We start from the raw sequence: 19,924 nt of genomic DNA on the forward strand, positions 1-19,924 counted from the left end.
CCTTTACAACCCCTGTGAGCTGTACGCCGTACCTGCGAGATACGTCACGGTCCGAGCTCAAAGTCCCGTCCGGTGGTGTCTACTGGTGGGCATGCCTGAGCACGTGTCGATCCTCCAGTTGGTGGGCGTGGCCGCCCTCGCCCTCGCGGCGGTCATCTGGGTCGCCGTGCTGGTCCGTGTGCTGCGCCGGGACCGTGAGGTGCACCGTGTCCGCTTCGCCGAGGTGGCCCGGCGCCGTGGTCACCGCCTGCGGGCCCTGCCCCACCAGCGCAGGAAGGGCCCGCACGTCGAACATGTCGAGCTGACCCCGGCGGAACAGGACGCCTTCGCGTTCCTGGCCCGCCAGTTCACCGACGACCGCCCCGCCTGAGCCCTGCCTTACCCGAGGCTCCCCGCCCGTCGCTCCATCGCGTCCCGGGCCGCGTCCTCCGTCGCGTACACCTCGCACATATGGCGTCCGTCCGGCGTGGCCGTGTGCTCGACCTCCCACAGGGAGATCTCCTGCCCGTCGGTGAGCAGGAACGCGTGCTCGTAGAGCGAGAAACTCAGCCCCGGCCGACCGCGCCGACGGGGCCGCTTCGGGCGGCCGAAGGCCTGGGTGATCTCGTGCGCGAACGCGGTCCGCAGCAGCAGGGTGGCGAGCTCGTCCCCGGGAGGATCCGGGTTCTCCGCGCGCCGCAGCAGTCGTCGGGCGTGGTCCGCCGAGTCGTCGGGTATGTACTCGTGGCGCGGCTCGGGGAACGCCGTCAGCTCCACCATGGCGGGCAGCTCGAAGTCGGGGGCGTCCGGGGGCAGTGGCAGGCGCGCGGTGGCGGCCCGCAGCTCCTCGTCGTCCGTGTACACCTCGTGCTGGGTCTCGCTGCCCGGCACGGTGTTGTGCACGAGCTCCCACAGCGTGACAGCGGATCCGTCGGCGAGCAGCCAGGTGTGCCGGTACGTCGCCCGGTGCAGCCCCGAACTGTAGTGCGCGGAGTGCAGCGAGCTGTCGTGCGCGAGGGCGCAGTCCAGCCGCCGTATCGTCTCGTCGGGCAGCTCGAAGGAGTTCAGGGCACGACCGAGAAGTCGCGCGAGGTGCTCCTCCGGAGACTCCGGCGACTCGGGTGGCTCGTACGCTGCCGTCTCGTACGGAACGCTCAAGGTTTCTCCCGGCGTTGCTGCATGTCACCTTGTGGGTGCATACCGTAGCCCCTCGGTCGGACATCATGTCCGGGAACCGAGAAAACGTACGTCCATAAAACGACGGAGCCGCGCGGCTGGTTCCCGCGCGGCCCGACGAACTCCCGGAAGTACTTGGTCAGATGGGGTCCCGTCCTCGATCGGACGGTGCCGGACCGGGTCCGGACGGCCCCGAACTATGGCCGGATGGCGCCGACGCTTCGGCTCAGCCTGCGCTGCCCGCCGTCCAGGCGCTCCAGGACATGTTCCAGCCGTTGAGACCGTTGTCCGGGGCGACCGTGTCGTCGGGGGAGTTCTTGACGACCACCACGTCCCCGATCAGCGAGTTGTCGAAGAACCACTTGCCGACCGTGTCCCCGTTCGCCCCCTGGACGTCCGCGAGCCCGACGCAGCCGTGGCTGGTGCCCTGCCGGCCGAAGGGCGGGTTGGACCTGCTGTACCAGTAGTTGCCGTGGACGAACGTGCCCGACGTCGTCAGCCGCATCGCGTGCGGCACGTCCGGGATGTCGTACTCCCCGCCGAAGCCGACCGTGGATCCGTTCATCCGCGTCTGCGTGAACTTCTCCGAGATCACCATCTGCCCGTTGTAGGTCGGGTTGTCCGCACTACCGGCCGAGATCGGCACCGTCTTGATCGTCTTGCCGTCCCGTACGACCGTCATGGTCTGCGTGTTGACGTCGACCGTGGAGACCTGAGAACGCCCGACGGTGAAGGTGACCGTCTTGTCCTGCACCCCGTAGACGCCGTTCGCGCCCTCGACACCGTCCAGGTCGATCTTCATCGTGACCTTGGACCCGGCCTTCCAGTACTCCTCAGGCCGGAAGTCGAGCCGCTGCGACCCGAACCAGTGCCCGACCACCTCCTGCCCACTGCTCGACGTCACGGTGATGTGGGACTGCACGGCCTTCTGGTCGGTGATCGCCTTGTCGAACGTGAACGACACCGGCATCCCCACCCCGACCGTGGTGCCGTTGTCGGGCGTGTATGTCCCGATGAAGCTGTTGGCCGAGGAGACGGTGGTGAAGATGGAGTTGGCCGCCGACGTCTTTCCCTCGGCGTTCTTCGCGGTCGCCGAGATCCGGTACTTCGTCCCGCGCTCCAACTGCTCCTTCGGCTTCCAGGACAGCCCGTCCGCCGCGATCTCACCCGGTACGTCCGTGCCGCTCTCCGTCGCTGTCATCGTCACCTCGGTCAGCTTGCCGTCGCTGACCTTCACACCGGTCGCGTTGATCGACGCCCCCGTCGAACCGTCCTTGGCCGAGATCGTGATCGTCGCCGCCGAGTCCTTGGCCGACGTCTCCTTGCCACCGCTCTTGTTGTCGGCCTTGGCGTCCCCACCACACCCGGTGAGCGTCAACGCCCCGACCACCAGCACGGCACAGGCCCCCACCACACGCCGCACAGCACTCTTCGGCCTCGTCACGATCTGCTCCAACTCCCACGCGTCCACGCGATCCCCTCCAGTACGTGGACGAAGAGCGTCCTCCGGTCGGGTGAGGTTCCCACCGACCGCGATCCACAGCATCACGTGACAGAACCGGGACAATCGCCTACCGGTGGGGCCCCTCCCCCTCCCCGTTACCTTTTTCGCGGCTCCGCAATGGGGCCTCCGGCATCACGGGCCTACTACGACAAGAAGATCGCCCAGGGCAAACACCACACCCAAGCCCTGCTCTGCCTCGCCAGACGCCGGGCCGACGTCCTCTTGGCCCGGCTCGCCGACCCACCCACCCCCGTTTTCCCTTGACCAAGACATAGGGGCACCCCCCCGCCGCCCACGCCGCCGAAACGGCTCTCCCCACCCAAGGCACGCCTCACGCGCGCTGTGTCACGCCCCTCCCTGGAACTCGCCGTACAACTCCCCATAGGACGGCCACATCCCACCCGGCCCGTCCACCGACTCCGCCGCCCGTACCGCCCGTACGATCGCCCGGGTCACCAAGTCCGCGCCCGCTGCGAGCAGTTCGTTCAGGGCGAGGGGGCCGGACCCGGGTGGCAGGGTGTGTGTGCCCGTCGCCAGGGTGAAGACCGTGTCGCCGTCGTTGAGCAGGTGGACGGGGCGTACGGCACGGGCGATGCCGTCGTGGGCGGTGCCGGCGAGCTTCTGGGCCTGGGCTCGGGTCAGGTCGGCATCGGTGGCGACGACGGCCAGAGTGGTGTTCAGCGGAGGAGGCGGGCTTTTCGCGGCGGCTTCGGCGAGGCGCCGGAGCGCGACCTCGTGGATATCGGGCGCCGGATACGTCACACGTCCCTCGAACAGTTCCCCGTACAGCACCCCCGTCCCCGGATCCATCGCCGATCCCGCCGCGTTGGCCACCACCAGTGCGGCCACCGTGATCCCCGAGCCGAGCACGGTGCTCGCGGTGCCGATGCCGCCCTTGAGCAGCCCGACCGTCGCCCCCGTCCCGGCGCCCACGCACCCCTCCGCGACCGGGGCACCGGGCCCGGTCGCGGCGGCCGCCTCCACCGCCGCCCGGCCGGTGGCCGCGTCCGGTCTGGCCCGGAAGTCGCCACCGCGGCCCAGGTCGAAGACACAGGCGGCGGGCACCACCGGCACGACATGCGCCGGGTCGGGGCCGACCCGTACGCCGCGTCCGTGCTCCTCCAGCCAGGCCATCACTCCCGACGCGGAGTCCAGCCCGTACGCGCTGCCCCCGGTCAGCACCACCGCCTCGACCTTCTGCACCAGGTTCCGCGGGTCCAGCGCGTCCGTCTCCTTCGTGCCGGGCCCGCCCCCGCGTACGTCGACGGCCGCGGTCGCGCCGCCCTCCGGAGCCAGTACGACCGTGGTACCGGTGAGCCAACCGTCTTCTGCCCGGGTGGCGTGACCGACCCGCAGGCCCAGAACATCCGTCAGAGCATCAACTGTCATGGTGATCAGTCTCGTTCGTGTCATCCGCCAGGCAAGGGTGTCGAGGCGGCAAAGAGCCGCAGCCACGGTCGCCGTCTCCGCCGTCGCCTCCCCTCTTCCGCCCCGGCGGGCGGTCAGGCGTGACACCGGCCGCCACCGTCACGGCTGACACGATGCCCGCCGCCATCTTGTAGCGAGCCGGGTGCTCACCATCGGCGGGGCCGTACCCTGGGGGCATGAGTACCGCTCCCGCCTCCGAACCGCGTGACCCCAAGGCCGCGCTGGTCTTCGACGACCCGCTGAGCCGACCGTCGTCGGACGACACGGACCACGGGTGGGGCGAGCGGCCCGGCGACGGCGGCGACAGCGCGGCCGACCTCAGGCGCTTCCTCGACGAGAAGCCGCCCCACCACCTCTGACGGCCGAGGGCGGTCAGCGCCCCGACTACCCGCGGTCGTGTCCCGAGCCGCGCTGGGCCACCATGGCGTCGCGGATCTCCTTGAGCACCTCCAGCTCGGTCACCTCGATGACCTCGTGGGTGTCCTCCTTCGCCTTGCGGCGGGCCTCCTGGCGGGCCAGGTACTTGGCCATGGGAAGGACCATCAGGAAGTAGACGACGGCTGCGGTGATGAGAAAGGTGAGGGTCGCGTTCAGCACCGAGCCCCACAGGATCGCGACGCCGTCGTTGACCGTACCGTCCGCCGCCACCTTGCACGGGTCCTTCAGACACAAGCTGTACTGGTCGAGGTTCTGGGTGCCGAACGCCCCGACCAACGGGCTGATGACCCCCTTCACGACCGAGTTGACGATGTTGGTGAAGGCCGCGCCGATGACCACGGCGACCGCCAGGTCGACGACGTTCCCCCGCATCAGGAAGGCCTTGAAGCCCTCCCAGATGCTCGGCTCCTTCTTCTCGCTCACCACGAGGCCTCTCTGCGCTGGTTGTGGAACGGCTGGTTGTGCGACAGCTCGTTGTGGAACAAACGACTCCGCAACCTACGGCAGGGGTTGACCGACGTGTGCACTTGGGTCCCTCCAACGAGGGCGTTGACAGCGGGCTCACCACAGCGTCACCGCCAGTCGGGACGTGGCGCCCGCGCCCGCCAGCCGTGCCGCCGTGGGGCGGGGCACCGACAGGACGACCAGGGCGCCGCTCTCGGTGGCGCCGGCGGTCGGCACCTTGGTCACGCGGGCGCCGCGGGCGACCACGCGGGCGGCGCCGACGCCCGTGCCCGTCGCGGACTCCTCGGCCGCGATCACGTCGACCCGGTTGCCGGGGCGCAGTAGTCGTACCGTCGCGCCGTCGGCGATCCGTACCGGGGCGGCCACCTTCGCCACGTTGGCGCTTTGCTTGGGTACGGGGTCGGCCACGGGGTGGCCCCGGACCCGTTCGGCTTCCCCCGGTCCCGCTCCCGTCGCCAGCAGGGCGGCTGCCGTCACTGCCAGGCCTGCCGCCATGGCTCGCCTTCGGCAGCGGGCCAGACGTCGCAGTCGGTGTGCGCCGCCGCGTACGCGGAGTGGGGCGAAGTGGGGGACTTCGCAGGTGGGTGGGGCGTCGGTGCCGGGTGGGCCGGCGGCCCAGGAAGGGGTGCGTGTGGGGTGTGAAGGGCGGGCGGATACGGGCGCGGGGGAGGGGATGGACGAGGGGATGGACGAGGGGACGGACGAGGGACGGGACATGGGGTCACCACCTGCTGTGCGGGATCGGCTTGCGGTCCCACGATGAGGCATCGCGGCGGAGCCTGCTGGGGGCTGTGGACCGCCGACAGGTTGTGGAAAACTCCGGCACTCGAACGAGGAGTTCCGCCCCCGCCGCCCTCACCCATCCCTCCCGTGAAACGCCCTCCGAGCTCGTCCTCAAACGCCGGACGGGCTGAAGGCGTCACCCCGTCACGGCAGGGCGAACCCCGGGTTCATGCCGCCCAGGGCCTTCGTGCACAGGCAGTCCCGGGTCTCGCTGGGCGGTAGTGCGGCGACCGTGTCGAAGAGGACTCCGCGCAGGCGGTCGATGTTGGCGGCGAAGACTTCGAGGACTTCCTCGTGGGAGACGCCCTCGCCGGTCTCCGCGCCGGCGTCGAGGTCGGTGACGAGGGTCAGGGAGGTGTAGCAGAGCTCGAGTTCGCGGGCGAGGATCGCCTCGGGATGGCCGGTCATGCCGACGACGGACCAGCCCTGGGCCTGGTGCCACAGGGACTCGGCGCGGGTCGAGAAGCGGGGGCCCTCGACCACGACCAGGGTGCCGCCGTCCACCGGTTCCCAGTCACGGCCGCGCGCGGCTTCGAGGGCGGCCTTGCGGCCGACCGGGCAGTAAGGGTCGGCGAGCGAGACGTGGACGACGTTGGGGATCGTGCCGTCGTGCCGCGGGAGGCCGTCGAAGTACGTCTGGTCCCGGGATTTCGTACGGTCCACCAACTGGTCCGGCACGAGCAGCGTGCCCGGGCCGTACTCCGGTCGCAGACCGCCCACCGCGCAGGGGCCGAGGACCTGGCGCGCCCCGACGGAGCGCAGGGCCCACAGGTTGGCCCGGTAGTTGATGCGGTGCGGTGGCAGGTGGTGGCCACGGCCGTGGCGGGGCAGGAAGGCGACCCGGCGGCCGGCGATCTCGCCGAGGAAGAGGGAGTCGCTGGGCGATCCGTAGGGGGTGTCCACCTGTATCTCGGTCACGTCGTCGAGGAAGGAGTAGAACCCCGAACCGCCGATGACACCGATCTCGGCCGCGCCTGCCGGTGCCGATTCCGCCACGTCTTCCACGCTTTTCACGTTCTTCACGTGCTCCGTGTTCGCCATGCCCGCACCCTAGCCGGGTCACGCCCCCACCCCGGCCCGGCCCCGGAAATGCCGAAGACCCTGCCGGCGTGCGACGACGACAGGGCCCGGACGAAAGACGAAAGACGACCTACGCGGCGGAGCTGCTGCTGGTGGAGGAGGAGCCGGAGGACGACGACTTCGAGTCGGACGACGAGGACGAAGTCGAGGTCGACGACGAGGAGGTCTTCGAGTCCGACGAGGACGAAGACGACTTCGACGCCGGGCTGCTGCTGGACGACGAGCCGCGGCTGTCGTTCCGGTAGAAGCCGGAGCCCTTGAAGACGATGCCGACCGCGGAGAACACCTTCTTGAGGCGGCCATTGCAGCTGGGGCACTCGGTCAGGGCGTCGTCGGTGAACTTCTGCACCGCTTCGAGGCCCTCACCGCATTCGGTGCACTGGTACTGGTACGTCGGCACTGGTCTTCCTCCTGGCACTCTCACTCGATGAGTGCTAACGACGGTCCATAGTGACCTATTCCCCGGGGATCAGTCCACTGTCAGCGGCACTCGGTGACCGATGACACGTGCGACCGTACGGCTCCGGGGCCGCGTCGCGAGGCGCGAGCGCAGGGCAACGAGGGTCGCCAGCGCCAGTGCCGTACCGGCCATCGGGACCAGGAATCCGGCGCCGTCCCACAGCCGGTCCTCCAGCTGTCCGGCGGCCGTGACGGCGGCCGCCTGGCCGAGTGCGACCGCGCCGGTGAGCCAGGTGAAGGCCTCGGTGCGGGCGCCCGCCGGGACCAGACCTTCGACCAGGGTGTAGCCGGTGATCAGGGCGGGGGCGATGCACATGCCGACCGCGAGGCCGAGTGCGGCGAGGACGAGCGCGGAGTCGGCGGTCCACAGGGCGGAGGCCACCAGTGCGAGGGCCGCGTATCCGACGATCAGGCGCCGCTGCGGAGCCACCTTCCAGGCGATCGCGCCGCAGACGAGGCCGGAGAGCATGTTGCCGGCGGCGAAGACGCCGTACAGGACGCCGTTCAGGCCGGGTTCGCCGATCGACTGGGAGAAGGCGGCGAGCGAGACCTGCATGCCGCCGAAGACGGAGCCGATGCCCAGGAAGGTGACGATCAGGACGCGCACCCCGGGGACGGACAGGGCGGAGGCGTGCTCCACGCGCGCGTGGGCCGTCGAGACGACCTTGGGCTGGGTGCTTCGCCGGGCCGCGAACAGCAGGCCGCCGATCAGGGTGAGCGCGGCCTCCGTGAGCAGTCCGGCGGCGGGGTGCACGGCGGTGCACAGCGCGGTCGCGAGCAGCGGGCCGAGTACGAAGGTCAGCTCGTCGGTGACGGACTCGAAGGCCGCGGCGGTAGTCATCAGGGGCGAGTCCTGGAGCTTGACGCCCCAGCGGGCCCGCACCATGGGCCCGACCTGCGGCACTGAAGCGCCCGTCGGCACGGCGGCGGCGAACAGCGCCCACAGGGGGGCGCCCGCGAGCGCCAGCGCCGTCAGGGACAGGCCCGCCACCCCGTGCACGAAGACGCCCGGGATCAGGACGGCGCGCTGACCATAGCGGTCGGCCAGACGGCCGCTGTAGGGGGCGAACAGCGCCATGGAGACACCGGTGACGGCGGCGACGGCGCCGGCCGCCCCGTACGAGCCGGTGGTGTGCTGCACCAGCAGCACGATGGAGAGCGTCAGCATCGCGAACGGCTGGCGGGCCGCGAAGCCGGGGAGGAGGAACGTCCAGGCGCCACGGGTGCGCAGCAGTTGCCTGTAGCCCGGGCGGGACGTCTTCGAGGTGTTCGAGGTGACCGTGGATGCCACGGCCGTGCCTTTCCGCCGCCTGGTAGCGCGGTCCCCGGTGCCTGGGGATCGGGCGCCGAGAGCTGTCCTCTTGCGCTACTGCGGTAGATGCCGGCGCCCGCTGCGAGGGGCGTCCCGACCGCCATACGGTCGCGCCAGCTCTGCTTCAGACAGAGTTGGTCCGATCAAGTTGCGCCTTCATCGTACAGGGCCAGCAGTCGGGTGACCTGTGAAAATAAGCACCATGGGCGGCCATGCCTGTGATTCCAGAGGGTGTGAACACTATGAAACACTCCCTTAACGACCTTCGCATCAACGACCTTCCCGTCAACGACCTTCGCGTCAACGACCTTCGCGTCAACGACCTTCCCGTCAACGACCTTCGCGTCAACGACCTTCGCGTCAACGACCTTCGCGTCAACGACCTCCCCGTTGATGACCTCGCCCGTTCCCGTTGTTCCCCGCCCCCAGCCACCCGGCCAGCTTGCCGCCCTGGCCGACGGCCCTGAGGCGGCGTTCCGCGCTGTCGCGGACGGGGTCCGTGGCGACGACGAGGAGTTCGTCGCCGCGCCGCAGCACCGTCGTCGGGAGCGGCACGAAGGACTTGCCGTCGCGGACGACGAGGGTGACGGCGGCGCCCGCGGGCAGCCGCAGTTCGTTGACCTCGACGCCGTGCATACGGGACTTCTCCGGGATGGCGACGGACAGCAGATGGCCGCGCAGCCGCTCCAGGGGCGCCGACTCGATGCCGAGGTCGGCGGCCTCGTCGCCGGCGCCACCGAGGCGCAGTGTGCGGGCCAGCCAGGGCAGGGTCGGCCCCTGGACGAGCGTGTAGACCACGACCAGGACGAAGACGATGTTGAAGATCCGGCGGCTGCCCTCGATCTCGCTCACCATGGGGATCGTCGCCAGGATGATGGGCACCGCGCCGCGCAGTCCGGCCCAGGACAGCAGTGTCTGTTCCCGCCAGGGGATGCGGAACGGCGTCAGCGCGACGACGACGCTCAGCGGTCGGGCAACCATGGTGAGCACCAGGCCGATGACGAGCGCGGGCCAGATGTCGTCGCCCATCTCGTGCGGGGTGACGAGCAGGCCGAGCAGGACGAACATGCCGATCTGGGCGATCCAGCCGACCCCTTCGGCGAAGCCGCGGGTGGCTGGCCAGTGCGGCAGCTTGGAGTTGCCGAGGACCACGGAGGCCAGGTAGACGGCGAGGAAGCCGCTGCCGTGGGCGAGCGCGCCGGCCGCGTACGCGGTGACGGCGATGGCCATGACGGCGATCGGGTAGAGGCCGGAGGCGGGCAGTGCCACGTGCCGCAGGCCGTACGCGCCGAGCCAGCCCGAGGCGAGGCCGATGGCCGCGCCTATGGCCAGCTCCAGGGCTATGACGCCGATCAGGACGTACCAGTGTTCGACAGGACCGGACGCGGAGAGCGCGACGACGAGGATGACCACCGGGGCGTCGTTGAAGCCGGACTCGGCCTCCAAAGTGCCCATCAAGCGCGCGGGGAGGGGGATTCTGCGCAGCACCGAGAAGACGGCCGCCGCGTCCGTGGAGGACACCACCGCGCCGATGATGAGTGCCTGACGCCACTCCAGCCCGATCAGGTAGTGCGCGCCCGCCGCCGTGACGCCGACGCTCACCGCGACGCCGACCAGTGCCAGCGAGGCGGCAGCCGACAGTGCCGGCTTGACTTCCTTCCACTTCGTGCCTAGGCCGCCCTCCGCCAGGATCACGACGAGGGCCGCGTAGCCGATGACCTGGGTCAGCTCGGCGTTGTTGAAGTGGATGTCGCCGATGCCGTCCTGGCCCATGGCGACGCCGATGCCCAGGTAGACGAGCAGGCTGGGGAGCCCGCTGCGCGACGAGATCCGGACCGCGGCGACCGCGATGAGCAGGACGAGCGAGCAGACGAGCAGGAGCTGGTTGAGGTCGTGGACAGTCAGGGGGGCCGCACCTTTCTCGCCGATCAGGGCAGTACCCGTACTCTCCGACGTTTCTCGGACAGAGCACGGCAAGTACTTCGTTACCTTACCTAACTCTTGACGATTTCTTGACGCTTTCCGGTGCATGATCGAACGTCCGGCCGCGCCAGTTCCCGACTCCGCGTCAAGTCGTGTCGGGCCCTGCGCCTATGGTTGCTCCAGCGTTCAGTACAAAGCACAGCCCGACCTGCCGCTCGTGTTAGGACAGCAAGGACAGCGATGCCCCCCAACACCACCGCCTCCTCCGGCCAGCAGTCCGGCAAGTCCGGCAGGAAGAAGGGGCGCAAAGCCCGTCTTCTCCTGATCGTCCTGGTCCTGGCCATCATCGGAGGCGTCGGATACGGGGCGTTCTGGTCCGTCAGCACGGTCCGTGCCTCCTTCCCGCAGACCAAGGGCTCGATAACCCTGGACGGCCTCGCCGGTCCGGTGGACGTCAAGCGCGACAGCCACGGGATCCCGCAGATCTACGCCTCCTCCGACGAGGACCTCTTCATGGCGCAGGGCTATGTCCAGGCGCAGGACCGGTTCTACGAGATGGACGTGCGCCGCCACATGACGGCCGGCCGCCTCTCGGAGATGTTCGGCGAGGACCAGGTCGACATCGACGAGTTCCTGCGCACCCTCGGCTGGCACCGGATCGCCGAGGAGGAGTACAAGAGCGTCCTGTCCGCCGAGACGAAGAAGTACCTCGACGCGTACGCCAAGGGTGTCAACGCCTACCTCGCCGGCAAGAGCGGCGAGGAGATCTCCCTGGAGTACGCGGCCCTCGGCTTCGAGAACGACTACAGGCCCGAGGAGTGGACCCCGGTCGACTCGGTCGCCTGGCTGAAGGCGATGGCCTGGGACCTGCGCGGCAATATGCAGGACGAGATCGACCGTGCCCTGATGACCAGCCGCCTCGGCCCGCAGCAGATCGCCGACCTGTACCCGCAGTACCCGTACGCCCGCAACAAGGTGATCGTGCAGGAGGGTGCGTACGACGAGATCAACAAGGTCTGGTCCGACGACTCGCACTCGTCCCAGTCCCAGTCGTCGCAGAGCACCGACGGCTCCACGCAGGGCACCGGCGGCACGGGAACGGGCACGGGCACAGCTGCTGGTGCCTCCACGGACTCCGGGGCGCTCCAGACCCAGCTGACGGGCCTCTACGACGCCCTTGAGGACCTGCCCGAGGCCGTCGGTGTGAACGGCAACGGCATCGGCTCCAATTCCTGGGTCGTCTCCGGCGACCACACCATCACCGGCAAGCCGCTGCTCGCCAACGACCCGCACCTGTCGGCCCAGCTGCCGTCGGTCTGGTACCAGATGGGCCTGCACTGCAAGTCGGTCTCCGAGAAGTGCCGGTACGACGTGGCCGGCTACACCTTCTCGGGCATGCCCGGCGTGGTGATCGGCCACAACGCGGACATCGCCTGGGGCATGACCAACTCCGGTGTCGACGTCACCGACCTCTACCTGGAGAAGCTCACCGGCGACGGCTACGAGTACGACGGCAAGGTCAAGCCCTTCGACACCCGCGAGGAGACCATCGAGGTCGCCGGCGGCACGTCCAAGAAGATCGTCGTCCGCACCACCAACAACGGCCCCCTGCTGTCCGACCGCGACGACGAGCTCGTCCAGGTCGGCAAGAAGGCCGGCGTCGACCAGAACGCCCCCGACCGCGGCGACGGCTACGGCATCGCCCTGCGCTGGACCGCGCTCGACGCCGGCACCACCATGGACGCCGTCTTCGCGGTGAACAGGGCCGCGAACTGGAAGGACTTCCGCAAGGCCGCCGCCCTGTTCGACGTCCCCTCGCAGAACCTGGTCTACGCCGACACCAAGGGCAACATCGGCTACACGCTGCCCGGCAAGATCCCCGCGCGCGCGGAGGGCCATGACGGCTCCGTCCCGGCGCCGGGCTGGGACCCCAAGTACAGCTGGGGGCCCGAAGGCACCAAGGACAACAAGAGGGACGACTACCTCAAGCAGGACGAGCTGCCCTACGAGTACAACCCGTCCCGCGGCTACATCGTCACCGCCAACCAGGCCGTCGTCGGCAAGGACTACCCGTACACGCTCACCACCGACTGGGGCTACGGCACGCGCGCGCAGCGCATCACCAGCCTCATCGAGTCGAAGATCAAGGGCGGCGGGAAGATCTCCACCGAGGACATGCGGCAGATGCAGATGGACAACAGCAGCGAGATCGCCAAGCTGCTCGTGCCGCTGCTGCTCAAGATCGACGTCGACGACAAGCACGTCCGCGAGGCGCAGAAGCTCCTGGAGGGCTGGGACTACACCCAGGACGCCGACTCGGCGGCCGCCGCGTACTTCAACTCGGTCTGGCGCAACATCCTCAAGCTCGCCTTCGGCAACAAGCTGCCCAAGGAGCTTCGGGTCGAGGGCCAGTGCCTGTCGGTCGAGCCGGTCGACACCACCGGACCGGCGGACGAGGACCAGAAGGTGCGCGAGTGTGGCCAGCGCGAGGCCGACCAGGCGCAGCCGGACGGTGGTGACCGCTGGTTCGAGGTGGTCCGCCGGATCATCGACGACCAGGACAACGCCTGGTGGTCGACCGAGAAGACGCGCACCCAGAAGGCCGTGGACTCCCGTGACGAGCTGTTCAAGCGCGCCATGCGGGACGCCCGTTGGGAGCTGACCGCCAAGCTCGGCAAGGACATCGACACCTGGAGCTGGGGCCGGCTGCACCGCCTGTTCCTGAAGAACCAGACCCTCGGCACCGAAGGCCCCGGTTTCCTGCAGTACATGCTCAACCGCGGCCCCTGGAAGCTCGGCGGCGGCGAGGCCACGGCCAACGCGACCGGCTGGAACGCGGCCGGCGGCTACGGGGTCGTCTGGGTGCCCTCGATGCGCATGGTGGTGAACCTCGGGGACCTCGACAAGTCCAAGTGGATCAACCTCACCGGCGCCTCCGGACACGCCTACAGCCCCCACTACACCGACCAGACCGACAAGTGGGCCAAGGGCGAGCTGCTGACCTGGTACTTCTCGGACAAGGCGGTCGGCGACAACGCCAGCGACACGCTGCTGCTCAAACCGTGATCCCCGGCTAGCGACAAAACGGCCTCCACGCGCACGCGTGGAGGCCGTTCTCGTGGTCAGACGAAGCGGCGCACCCCCGAAGGGGTCACCACCGCGTGCACCGGCCGGTCGTGTTCCTCCTCCGGGACCCGCTCGACGACCTCCGAGTCGTACAGGAGCACCACCAGGGCCGGATCGGCGCCCGCGCGCTCCAGGCGGGCGAGGACGCGGTCGTAGGAGCCGCCGCCGCGGCCGAGGCGCATGCCGCGCGCGTCGACGGCGAGGCCCGGCAGCAGCACGACGTCGGCGCCGGTCACGGCGTCGGGGCCGAGGCGCTCGCCCACGGGCTCCAGCAGGGTCATGCGGCCGCCGCCGTGTTGCACGCGCGCGAGGGAGCCCTCGCCGTCGTATACGCCCCAGTCCAGATCGTTGTCGGGCAGCAGGACCGGGAGCAGGACGCGCACCCCGCGTGCGCGGAGCGCGTCGAGGAGCGCGAGGGTGCCCGGTTCGCTCCCCACGGCGACGTACGCGGCGACCGAGCGCGCGTGCGCCAGCTCGGGCAGATCCAGGGCCCGGGCGGCAAGGGCCTCCGTCGTTTTCCGGACGTCATCCTGTGTCAACCCTTTCCTCACCAGGAGGAACTCTCGCCGCAACATTCGCTTGGCAGACTCCGGTTCGCGCCTCATCCTGCTCACAGGTTGCTCCAGTACAGTTCGTAATCGGCTCATATGAGAGCGAATTAATTGGAGCCACAGATTCCCCTCAAAGGCACCGGATATGGTTGCCGCCATGACTGAGGTGAACCCCAGGATCAGCAAGGCTGTCATCCCCGCCGCGGGTCTCGGAACCCGCTTCCTGCCGGCGACCAAGGCCACTCCCAAGGAGATGTTGCCGGTCGTGGACAAGCCGGCGATCCAGTACGTGGTCGAAGAGGCCGCATCGGCGGGGCTCGACGACGTCCTGATGATCACCGGCCGCAACAAGCGCCCCCTCGAGGACCACTTCGACCGGAACTACGAGCTGGAGTCGGCCCTGCAGAAGAAGGGCGACGCCGGCCGGCTGTCCAAGGTCCAGGAGTCCAGCGACCTCGCGACCATCCACTACGTCCGCCAGGGCGACCCCAAGGGCCTCGGTCACGCCGTCCTGTGCGCCGCCCCGCACGTGGGCAACGAGCCCTTCGCGGTCCTCCTCGGCGACGACCTGATCGACCCGCGCGACCCCCTCCTCAAGCGCATGGTCGAGGTCCAGGAGCAGCACGGCGGCAGCGTCATCGCGCTCATGGAGGTCGCACCCGAGCAGATCCACCTCTACGGCTGTGCGGCCGTGGAGGCCACCGAGGACGGCGACGTCGTCAAGGTGACGGGCATGGTCGAGAAGCCGGACCCGGCCGACGCCCCGTCGAACTACGCGATCATCGGCCGCTACGTCCTCGCCCCGCAGATCTTCGAGGTCCTGCGCAAGACCGAGCCGGGCCGCGGCGGCGAGATCCAGCTCACCGACGCCCTCCAGCAGCTCGCCGCCGACGAGAAGGTCGGCGGACCCGTGCACGGCGTCGTCTTCAAGGGCCGACGCTATGACACCGGCGACCGCGGCGACTATCTGCGTGCCATTGTCAGGCTCGCGTGCGAACGTGAAGACCTGGGCCCGGACTTCCGGACCTGGCTTCGCAGTTACGTAGCCGAGGAGATGTAGCCACTTTGAGCAGCGCCGCGACCCGCACCACCGGCCGGGACCAGTTCTGGTCGGTGACCGAGCACCTGGAGGACATCCTCGCCACCGTCCGCCCCCTGGAACCCATCGAGCTGCAACTCCTCGACGCCCAGGGCTGTGTCCTGGTCGAGGACGTCACGGTGCCGCTGTCGCTGCCGCCGTTCGACAACAGCTCGATGGACGGGTACGCGGTACGGGTCGCGGACGTCGCGGGCGCGAGCGAGGAGTACCCGGCTGTCCTGACGGTGATCGGGGACGTGGCGGCGGGCGCGGCCGAGCAGCCCCAGGTGGGCCCCGGAGAGGCCGCCCGCATCATGACCGGCGCCCCGCTGCCGCCCGGCGCCGAGACGGTCGTCCCCGTGGAGTGGACCGACGGCGGCCTCGGCGAGGGACCCGTCTCCGGGATGCGCGCCCGCAGCGCGAGCCCCGAGGACGCCACCGGCCAGGTCGCCGTGCACCGCCCCGCCGAGGCACGCGCGCACGTACGCGCGAAGGGCAGCGACGTGAAGGCCGGCGAGCGCGCCCTCGCGGCCGGCACCGTCCTCGGCCCGCCGCAGCTCGCCCTGCTCGCCGCCATCGGCCGCGCCACCGTACGCGTGCGCCCGCGCCCGCGCGTGGTGGTGCTCTCCACCGGCAGCGAGCTGATCCCGCCGGGCGAGCCGCTCGGCACCGGCCAGATCTACGACTCCAACAGCTTCGCCCTCACGGCCGCCGCCCGGGACGCGGGCGCGATCGCCTACCGCGTGGGCGCCGTCGCCGACGACGCCGAGACCCTGCGCTCCACCATCGAGGACCAACTCGTCCGCGCCGACCTGATGGTCACCACCGGCGGGGTCAGCGTGGGGGCGTACGACGTCGTCAAGGAGGCCCTGGAGTCCGTCGGCGACGAGGACGAGGAGGGCGCCGGCATCGAGTTCCGCAAGCTCGCCATGCAGCCCGGCAAGCCCCAGGGCTTCGGCACCATCGGCCCCGACCACACCCCGCTGCTCGCCCTCCCGGGCAACCCGGTGTCGTCGTACGTCTCCTTCGAACTGTTCGTCCGGCCCGCCATCCGCACCCTGATGGGCCTGGAGGACGTGCACCGGCCCACGACCACGGCGACCCTCCAGGTGTCCAAGGCGCTGACCTCACCCGCGGGGCGCCGACAGTTCCTGCGCGGGACGTACGCCGACGGCGAGGTCACCCCCGTAGGGGGTGCCGGATCGCACCTGATCGCGGCCCTCGCGCACGCGGACGCGCTGATCGTGATCCCCGAGGACGTCGAGTCGGTCGAGCCCGGCACGGAGGTCGAGGTCGTCCTGCTCGGCTGACCGGTCCGGGGAGCGGGCCGCCCACCTCTGCCGAACCGCCGGGGGTGGCGTACCGTGTCGCGCACGAACAGGCCGCGCGCCGCACCGCGACGGGCCCCGACCGGGAGCGCCACACCACCATGACCACGCCGCAGGACCGACTGACCCACATCGACGAGGCGGGGGCAGCCCGCATGGTCGACGTCTCCGGGAAGGACGTGACCGCGCGCACCGCCCGCGCCAGCGGCCGGGTCCTGGTCTCGCCGCAGGTGGTCGAACTGCTGCGTGGCGAGGGCATGCCCAAGGGCGATGCCCTCGCCACCGCGCGCATCGCCGGCATCATGGGCGCCAAACGCACTCCCGACCTCATCCCGCTCTGTCACCCGTTGTCAGTGGCCGGTGTCAAAGTGGATCTGTCGGTCGCGGACGACGCCGTGGAGATCCGGGCCACGGTGAAGACCACGGACCGTACGGGCGTCGAGATGGAGGCCCTCACCGCGGTCTCCGTCGCCGCGCTCACCGTGATCGACATGGTCAAGGCGGTCGACAAGGGGGCGGTCATCACGGACGTGCGTGTGGAGGAGAAGACGGGCGGTAAGTCGGGCGACTGGAGCCGGTCATGACAAGCGTCGGCCCCGCCCCCGTCGTGTCGTACCGCGCCCTCGTCGTGACCGCATCCAACCGGGCCGCCGCCGGGGTCTACGAGGACAAGGGCGGCCCCCTGATCGCCGAGGCGCTCGCGGGGTTCGGCTTCGCCGTCGACGGCCCTCAGGTCGTCCCGGACGGCGACCCCGTGGAGGCCGCGCTGCGGGCGGGCGTCGACACCGGGTACGACGTGATCGTGACCACCGGCGGTACGGGCATCTCGCCCACCGACCGCACCCCCGAGGCCACCCGCGCGGTCCTCGACCACGAGGTGCCCGGCATCCCCGAGGCGATCCGGGCGTACGGCCGGGACAAGGTGCCCACGGCGGCGCTCTCCCGGGGCCTCGCCGGAGTCGCGGGCCGGACCCTGATCGTCAACCTGCCGGGCTCCACCGGCGGCGTACGGGACGGCCTGGCCGTACTGGAACCGCTGCTGACCCACGCCGTCGACCAGCTCCGCGGTGGCGACCACCCCAGACCCAGCCACGGGGGTGCGAGCTGAACAGCCCATCCTGGCCAGTCGTGCTGGCGGACGGAGATGTCGTCCTCCGGCCCATAAGGATGCGCGACCAACGGGCCTGGCGCGAGGTCAACCGGCGCAACCGGGACTGGCTGCGCCCCTGGGAGGCGACCATTCCGCCGCCCACCCCCAGCGGGCCCATCGCACACCGGCCGACGTACCGTCAGATGGTCCGCCATCTGCGGGCGGAGGCGAACGCGGGCCGGATGCTGCCCTTCGTGATCGAGTACCAGGGGCGGCTCGTCGGGCAGTTGACGGTCGCCGGGATCACCTGGGGATCGATGTGCTCCGGGCACGTCGGCTACTGGGTCGACGAATCGGTCGCCGGTCGGGGCGTGATGCCGACGGCGGTGGCACTCGTCGTCGACCACTGCTTCCGGACCGTGGGGCTGCACCGCATCGAGGTCTGTATTCGCCCCGAGAACCGGCCCAGTCGGCGGGTCGTGGAGAAACTCGGATTCCGCGAGGAAGGCCTGCGTCCACGATATCTTCACATCGACGGCGCCTGGCGGGACCATCTCGTCTTCGCGCTCACCGCCGAAGAGGTCCCGGAGGGTCTGCTCGGCCGCTGGCGGCGGGACCAGCAGCAACGGACGCGAAACGCCGGCTCCGACGCGGGCAAGCCCGGACAGCCTCAATAAATGAAATGAGTGTTCGAAAAAAAGAGATCGCCCATGGGTCCACCATGGATCGACCGGCGATCGGGATGACCGAGTCGAAGCGTTCTCGGTGCGTTAATTTCCCTCCCGCAGCGGTCTGCTGATCGCATCGTTCACAAAAAAAGCTCGAAATATCAGCCAGATCGTGCGACACACCGGCTCAATTGGCAGATGGCCTCACGCAAACCCCTCTACCGTGTGAGGCGTGAGCAGCAGCGGCCTCATCTACGCAGTCATCGTCGGGGCCTGGGCCGCCTACTTGGTGCCGATGTGGCTCCGTAGGCAGGACGAGCTGAACGAAGCCCGTCCGACGGAACGCTTCAGCACCGCCATCCGGCTGCTTTCCGGACGGGCGGGCATGGAGCGCCGATACGCCAAGGACCTGCGGGCGCGCTCCGCCGAAGAGGGGGAGTTCCACGCCGACCCGGGCGACGTCACCGACTCGGTGGACGTCCGGGCCTTCGCCATGCCCCCGCAGCGGGAGCACACGAAGGCCCAACTGCCGGTGGAGCGGGGTGAGTCACCGCAGCAGTCGCAACAAAAACCGCAGCAGCAGGCGGGGAAACCGCAGCAGCAGGCGGCGCCCGGCGCCTCCTCCCGTGCCAAGCCCTCGGTCAAGCAGGCGAGGGCCGCGCGCAGGGACACCTCGCCGGAGGCCGTGGCGCGGGCCCGGCGCTCGAAGGTGCTCGCGCGCCGGCGGCGTACGACCGTGATGCTCTTCGTCGCCTTCACGCTCGGAGCGGTCGTCGCGGCGGTCGGCGGACTCGCCTTCCTGTGGGCGCCGGCCGTACCGGCGGTGCTGCTGAGCGCGTACATCGCGCATCTGCGCCGCCAGGAGCGGAAGCGGTTCGCGTACACGATGGACCGGCGGCAGGCCGAGGCGGCGGCGCAGCGACTGCGGGAGCGGCAGCCCCGGCGGCGGCCGGTGCCCGACGCGGCGGACGCCGACGAGCCGGAGGACGGGCCAGGGAACCCAGGGAACCCAGGGAACCCAGAGAACGACGAGGAGACCAGGCCCGACCTGACCGCGCTCGCGGCCGACCGGCGCGCCCTCGTCGAGCAGACCGACCACGCCGAGTGGGTCGACCAGCAGCGCGAGCGCCAGCGGCGGCCCGCTCAGGGCGACAGCTGGGACCCGGTCCCCGTGCCGCTCCCGACGTACGTCACCGCGCCGGTGGCGCCCCGGGCCACGTCCGGCGTCGACCTCGGCGCACCGGACGCGTGGAGCTCCGCGCGCTCCAGCGCCGCCGACCCGCACGCCTCGTCGAACGTGCCGGCGCGTGATCCGGAGCCCGAGCCGGAAGCCGCTGCCGATGAGCCTCCGGCTGCCGACGCCCCCGACGGCGGCCGCTCCGACGCCCGCCGCGCCAAGTCCGCCCGCCGCTCCCGCGAACGCGGCCGCACCCCGCTCTTCGACCAGTACGAGGACGGCGACCGCCCCCGGGCGGCCAACGAGTGACCTCCTCTGACCAGCCGGGGAGCCGGTCCGTGACCGCTCGGGAACGGATT

At 70.2% G+C, this 19,924-nt stretch carries 19 protein-coding genes and 1 pseudogene; 10 read left to right on the forward strand and 10 right to left on the reverse strand.

Translation table 11 applies throughout. The annotated features are described in order from the left end of the window. Window positions 1-91 precede the first annotated feature (91 nt). A complete protein-coding gene (locus tag CES90_RS15635; RefSeq protein ID WP_189782861.1) occupies window positions 92-370 on the forward strand; it encodes a hypothetical protein in 279 nt (92 codons plus the stop codon). Window positions 371-378: 8 nt separating this feature from the next. Here the strand turns inward: CES90_RS15635 and CES90_RS15640 are convergent, their stop codons facing one another. Both CES90_RS15640 and CES90_RS15645 read right to left on the reverse strand, forming a co-directional pair. Next, window positions 379-1,137, reverse strand: coding sequence for a DUF6227 family protein (locus tag CES90_RS15640; RefSeq protein WP_189782860.1), 759 nt, complete (start codon window positions 1,135-1,137; stop codon window positions 379-381). A 244-nt stretch (window positions 1,138-1,381) separates the two neighbouring features. Continuing rightward, complete coding sequence (locus CES90_RS15645) at window positions 1,382-2,599, reverse strand: L,D-transpeptidase (protein WP_189782921.1); 1,218 nt, start codon at window positions 2,597-2,599, stop codon at window positions 1,382-1,384. A 174-nt stretch (window positions 2,600-2,773) separates the two neighbouring features. Here CES90_RS15645 and CES90_RS49550 point away from each other — a divergent pair. Next, window positions 2,774-2,923, forward strand: a pseudogene (locus CES90_RS49550) (IS110 family transposase); the annotation flags it as partial. 81 nt (window positions 2,924-3,004) lie between these two features. Here the strand turns inward: CES90_RS49550 and CES90_RS15650 are convergent. Continuing rightward, on the reverse strand, window positions 3,005-4,048 hold the full coding sequence (locus CES90_RS15650; RefSeq protein ID WP_189782859.1) for a P1 family peptidase: 1,044 nt from the start codon (window positions 4,046-4,048) through the stop codon (window positions 3,005-3,007). Between the two features lie 215 nt (window positions 4,049-4,263). On the opposite strand from CES90_RS15650, the gene CES90_RS15655 reads away from it, so the two are divergent. Then, window positions 4,264-4,446, forward strand: a complete 183-nt coding sequence (locus tag CES90_RS15655) for a hypothetical protein (protein WP_189782858.1) — start codon at window positions 4,264-4,266, stop codon at window positions 4,444-4,446. A gap of 25 nt (window positions 4,447-4,471) precedes the next feature. Here the strand turns inward: CES90_RS15655 and mscL are convergent, their stop codons facing one another. The 6 genes from mscL to CES90_RS15685 all read right to left on the reverse strand — a co-directional run bounded on the left by mscL (window position 4,472) and on the right by CES90_RS15685 (window position 10,556). After that, window positions 4,472-4,948, reverse strand: coding sequence for a large conductance mechanosensitive channel protein MscL (gene mscL, locus CES90_RS15660; RefSeq protein WP_189782857.1), 477 nt, complete (start codon window positions 4,946-4,948; stop codon window positions 4,472-4,474). A 138-nt stretch (window positions 4,949-5,086) separates the two neighbouring features. Continuing rightward, window positions 5,087-5,707, reverse strand: coding sequence for a hypothetical protein (locus CES90_RS49555; protein ID WP_229913793.1), 621 nt, complete (start codon window positions 5,705-5,707; stop codon window positions 5,087-5,089). A gap of 210 nt (window positions 5,708-5,917) precedes the next feature. Beyond that, window positions 5,918-6,814 carry an S-methyl-5'-thioadenosine phosphorylase gene (locus tag CES90_RS15670; protein WP_229913792.1) on the reverse strand — a complete coding sequence of 299 codons (897 nt, stop codon included), beginning with the start codon at window positions 6,812-6,814 and terminating at the stop codon, window positions 5,918-5,920. Window positions 6,815-6,923: 109 nt separating this feature from the next. Continuing rightward, a complete protein-coding gene (locus CES90_RS15675) occupies window positions 6,924-7,253 on the reverse strand; it encodes an FmdB family zinc ribbon protein (RefSeq protein ID WP_189782855.1) in 330 nt (109 codons plus the stop codon). 69 nt (window positions 7,254-7,322) lie between these two features. After that, window positions 7,323-8,603: an MFS transporter gene (locus CES90_RS15680; RefSeq protein ID WP_189782854.1), complete on the reverse strand. Its 1,281-nt coding sequence runs from the start codon at window positions 8,601-8,603 to the stop codon at window positions 7,323-7,325. 396 nt (window positions 8,604-8,999) lie between these two features. Continuing rightward, a complete protein-coding gene (locus CES90_RS15685) occupies window positions 9,000-10,556 on the reverse strand; it encodes a potassium/proton antiporter (RefSeq protein ID WP_189782919.1) in 1,557 nt (518 codons plus the stop codon). A gap of 231 nt (window positions 10,557-10,787) precedes the next feature. On the opposite strand from CES90_RS15685, the gene CES90_RS15690 reads away from it, so the two are divergent. Further along, a complete protein-coding gene (locus CES90_RS15690) occupies window positions 10,788-13,613 on the forward strand; it encodes a penicillin acylase family protein (RefSeq protein WP_189782853.1) in 2,826 nt (941 codons plus the stop codon). A 56-nt stretch (window positions 13,614-13,669) separates the two neighbouring features. On the opposite strand, the gene CES90_RS15695 is transcribed toward CES90_RS15690, so the two are convergent. Beyond that, window positions 13,670-14,248: a 5-formyltetrahydrofolate cyclo-ligase gene (locus CES90_RS15695; protein ID WP_229913791.1), complete on the reverse strand. Its 579-nt coding sequence runs from the start codon at window positions 14,246-14,248 to the stop codon at window positions 13,670-13,672. A gap of 133 nt (window positions 14,249-14,381) precedes the next feature. Between CES90_RS15695 and galU the strand changes: the two genes are divergently transcribed. From galU to sepX, 6 genes are all read left to right on the forward strand, one after another. Next, on the forward strand, window positions 14,382-15,284 hold the full coding sequence (gene galU / locus CES90_RS15700; protein WP_189782852.1) for a UTP--glucose-1-phosphate uridylyltransferase GalU: 903 nt from the start codon (window positions 14,382-14,384) through the stop codon (window positions 15,282-15,284). Between the two features lie 5 nt (window positions 15,285-15,289). Further along, a complete protein-coding gene (gene glp, locus CES90_RS15705; RefSeq protein WP_189782851.1) occupies window positions 15,290-16,612 on the forward strand; it encodes a molybdotransferase-like divisome protein Glp in 1,323 nt (440 codons plus the stop codon). Between the two features lie 119 nt (window positions 16,613-16,731). Next, on the forward strand, window positions 16,732-17,214 hold the full coding sequence (gene moaC / locus CES90_RS15710) for a cyclic pyranopterin monophosphate synthase MoaC (RefSeq protein ID WP_189782917.1): 483 nt from the start codon (window positions 16,732-16,734) through the stop codon (window positions 17,212-17,214). Further along, window positions 17,211-17,738: a MogA/MoaB family molybdenum cofactor biosynthesis protein gene (locus CES90_RS15715; RefSeq protein ID WP_189782850.1), complete on the forward strand. Its 528-nt coding sequence runs from the start codon at window positions 17,211-17,213 to the stop codon at window positions 17,736-17,738. Before moaC ends, CES90_RS15715 begins: the two co-directional genes overlap by 4 nt. 20 nt (window positions 17,739-17,758) lie before the next feature. Further along, on the forward strand, window positions 17,759-18,397 hold the full coding sequence (locus CES90_RS15720) for a GNAT family N-acetyltransferase (protein ID WP_189782849.1): 639 nt from the start codon (window positions 17,759-17,761) through the stop codon (window positions 18,395-18,397). Between the two features lie 223 nt (window positions 18,398-18,620). Continuing rightward, window positions 18,621-19,874: a divisome protein SepX/GlpR gene (gene sepX, locus CES90_RS15725; protein WP_189782848.1), complete on the forward strand. Its 1,254-nt coding sequence runs from the start codon at window positions 18,621-18,623 to the stop codon at window positions 19,872-19,874. Window positions 19,875-19,924: the final 50 nt, after the last annotated feature.

This window comes from Streptomyces capitiformicae, assembly GCF_002214185.1.
GTDB classification, from domain to species: Bacteria; Actinomycetota; Actinomycetes; order Streptomycetales; family Streptomycetaceae; genus Streptomyces; species Streptomyces capitiformicae.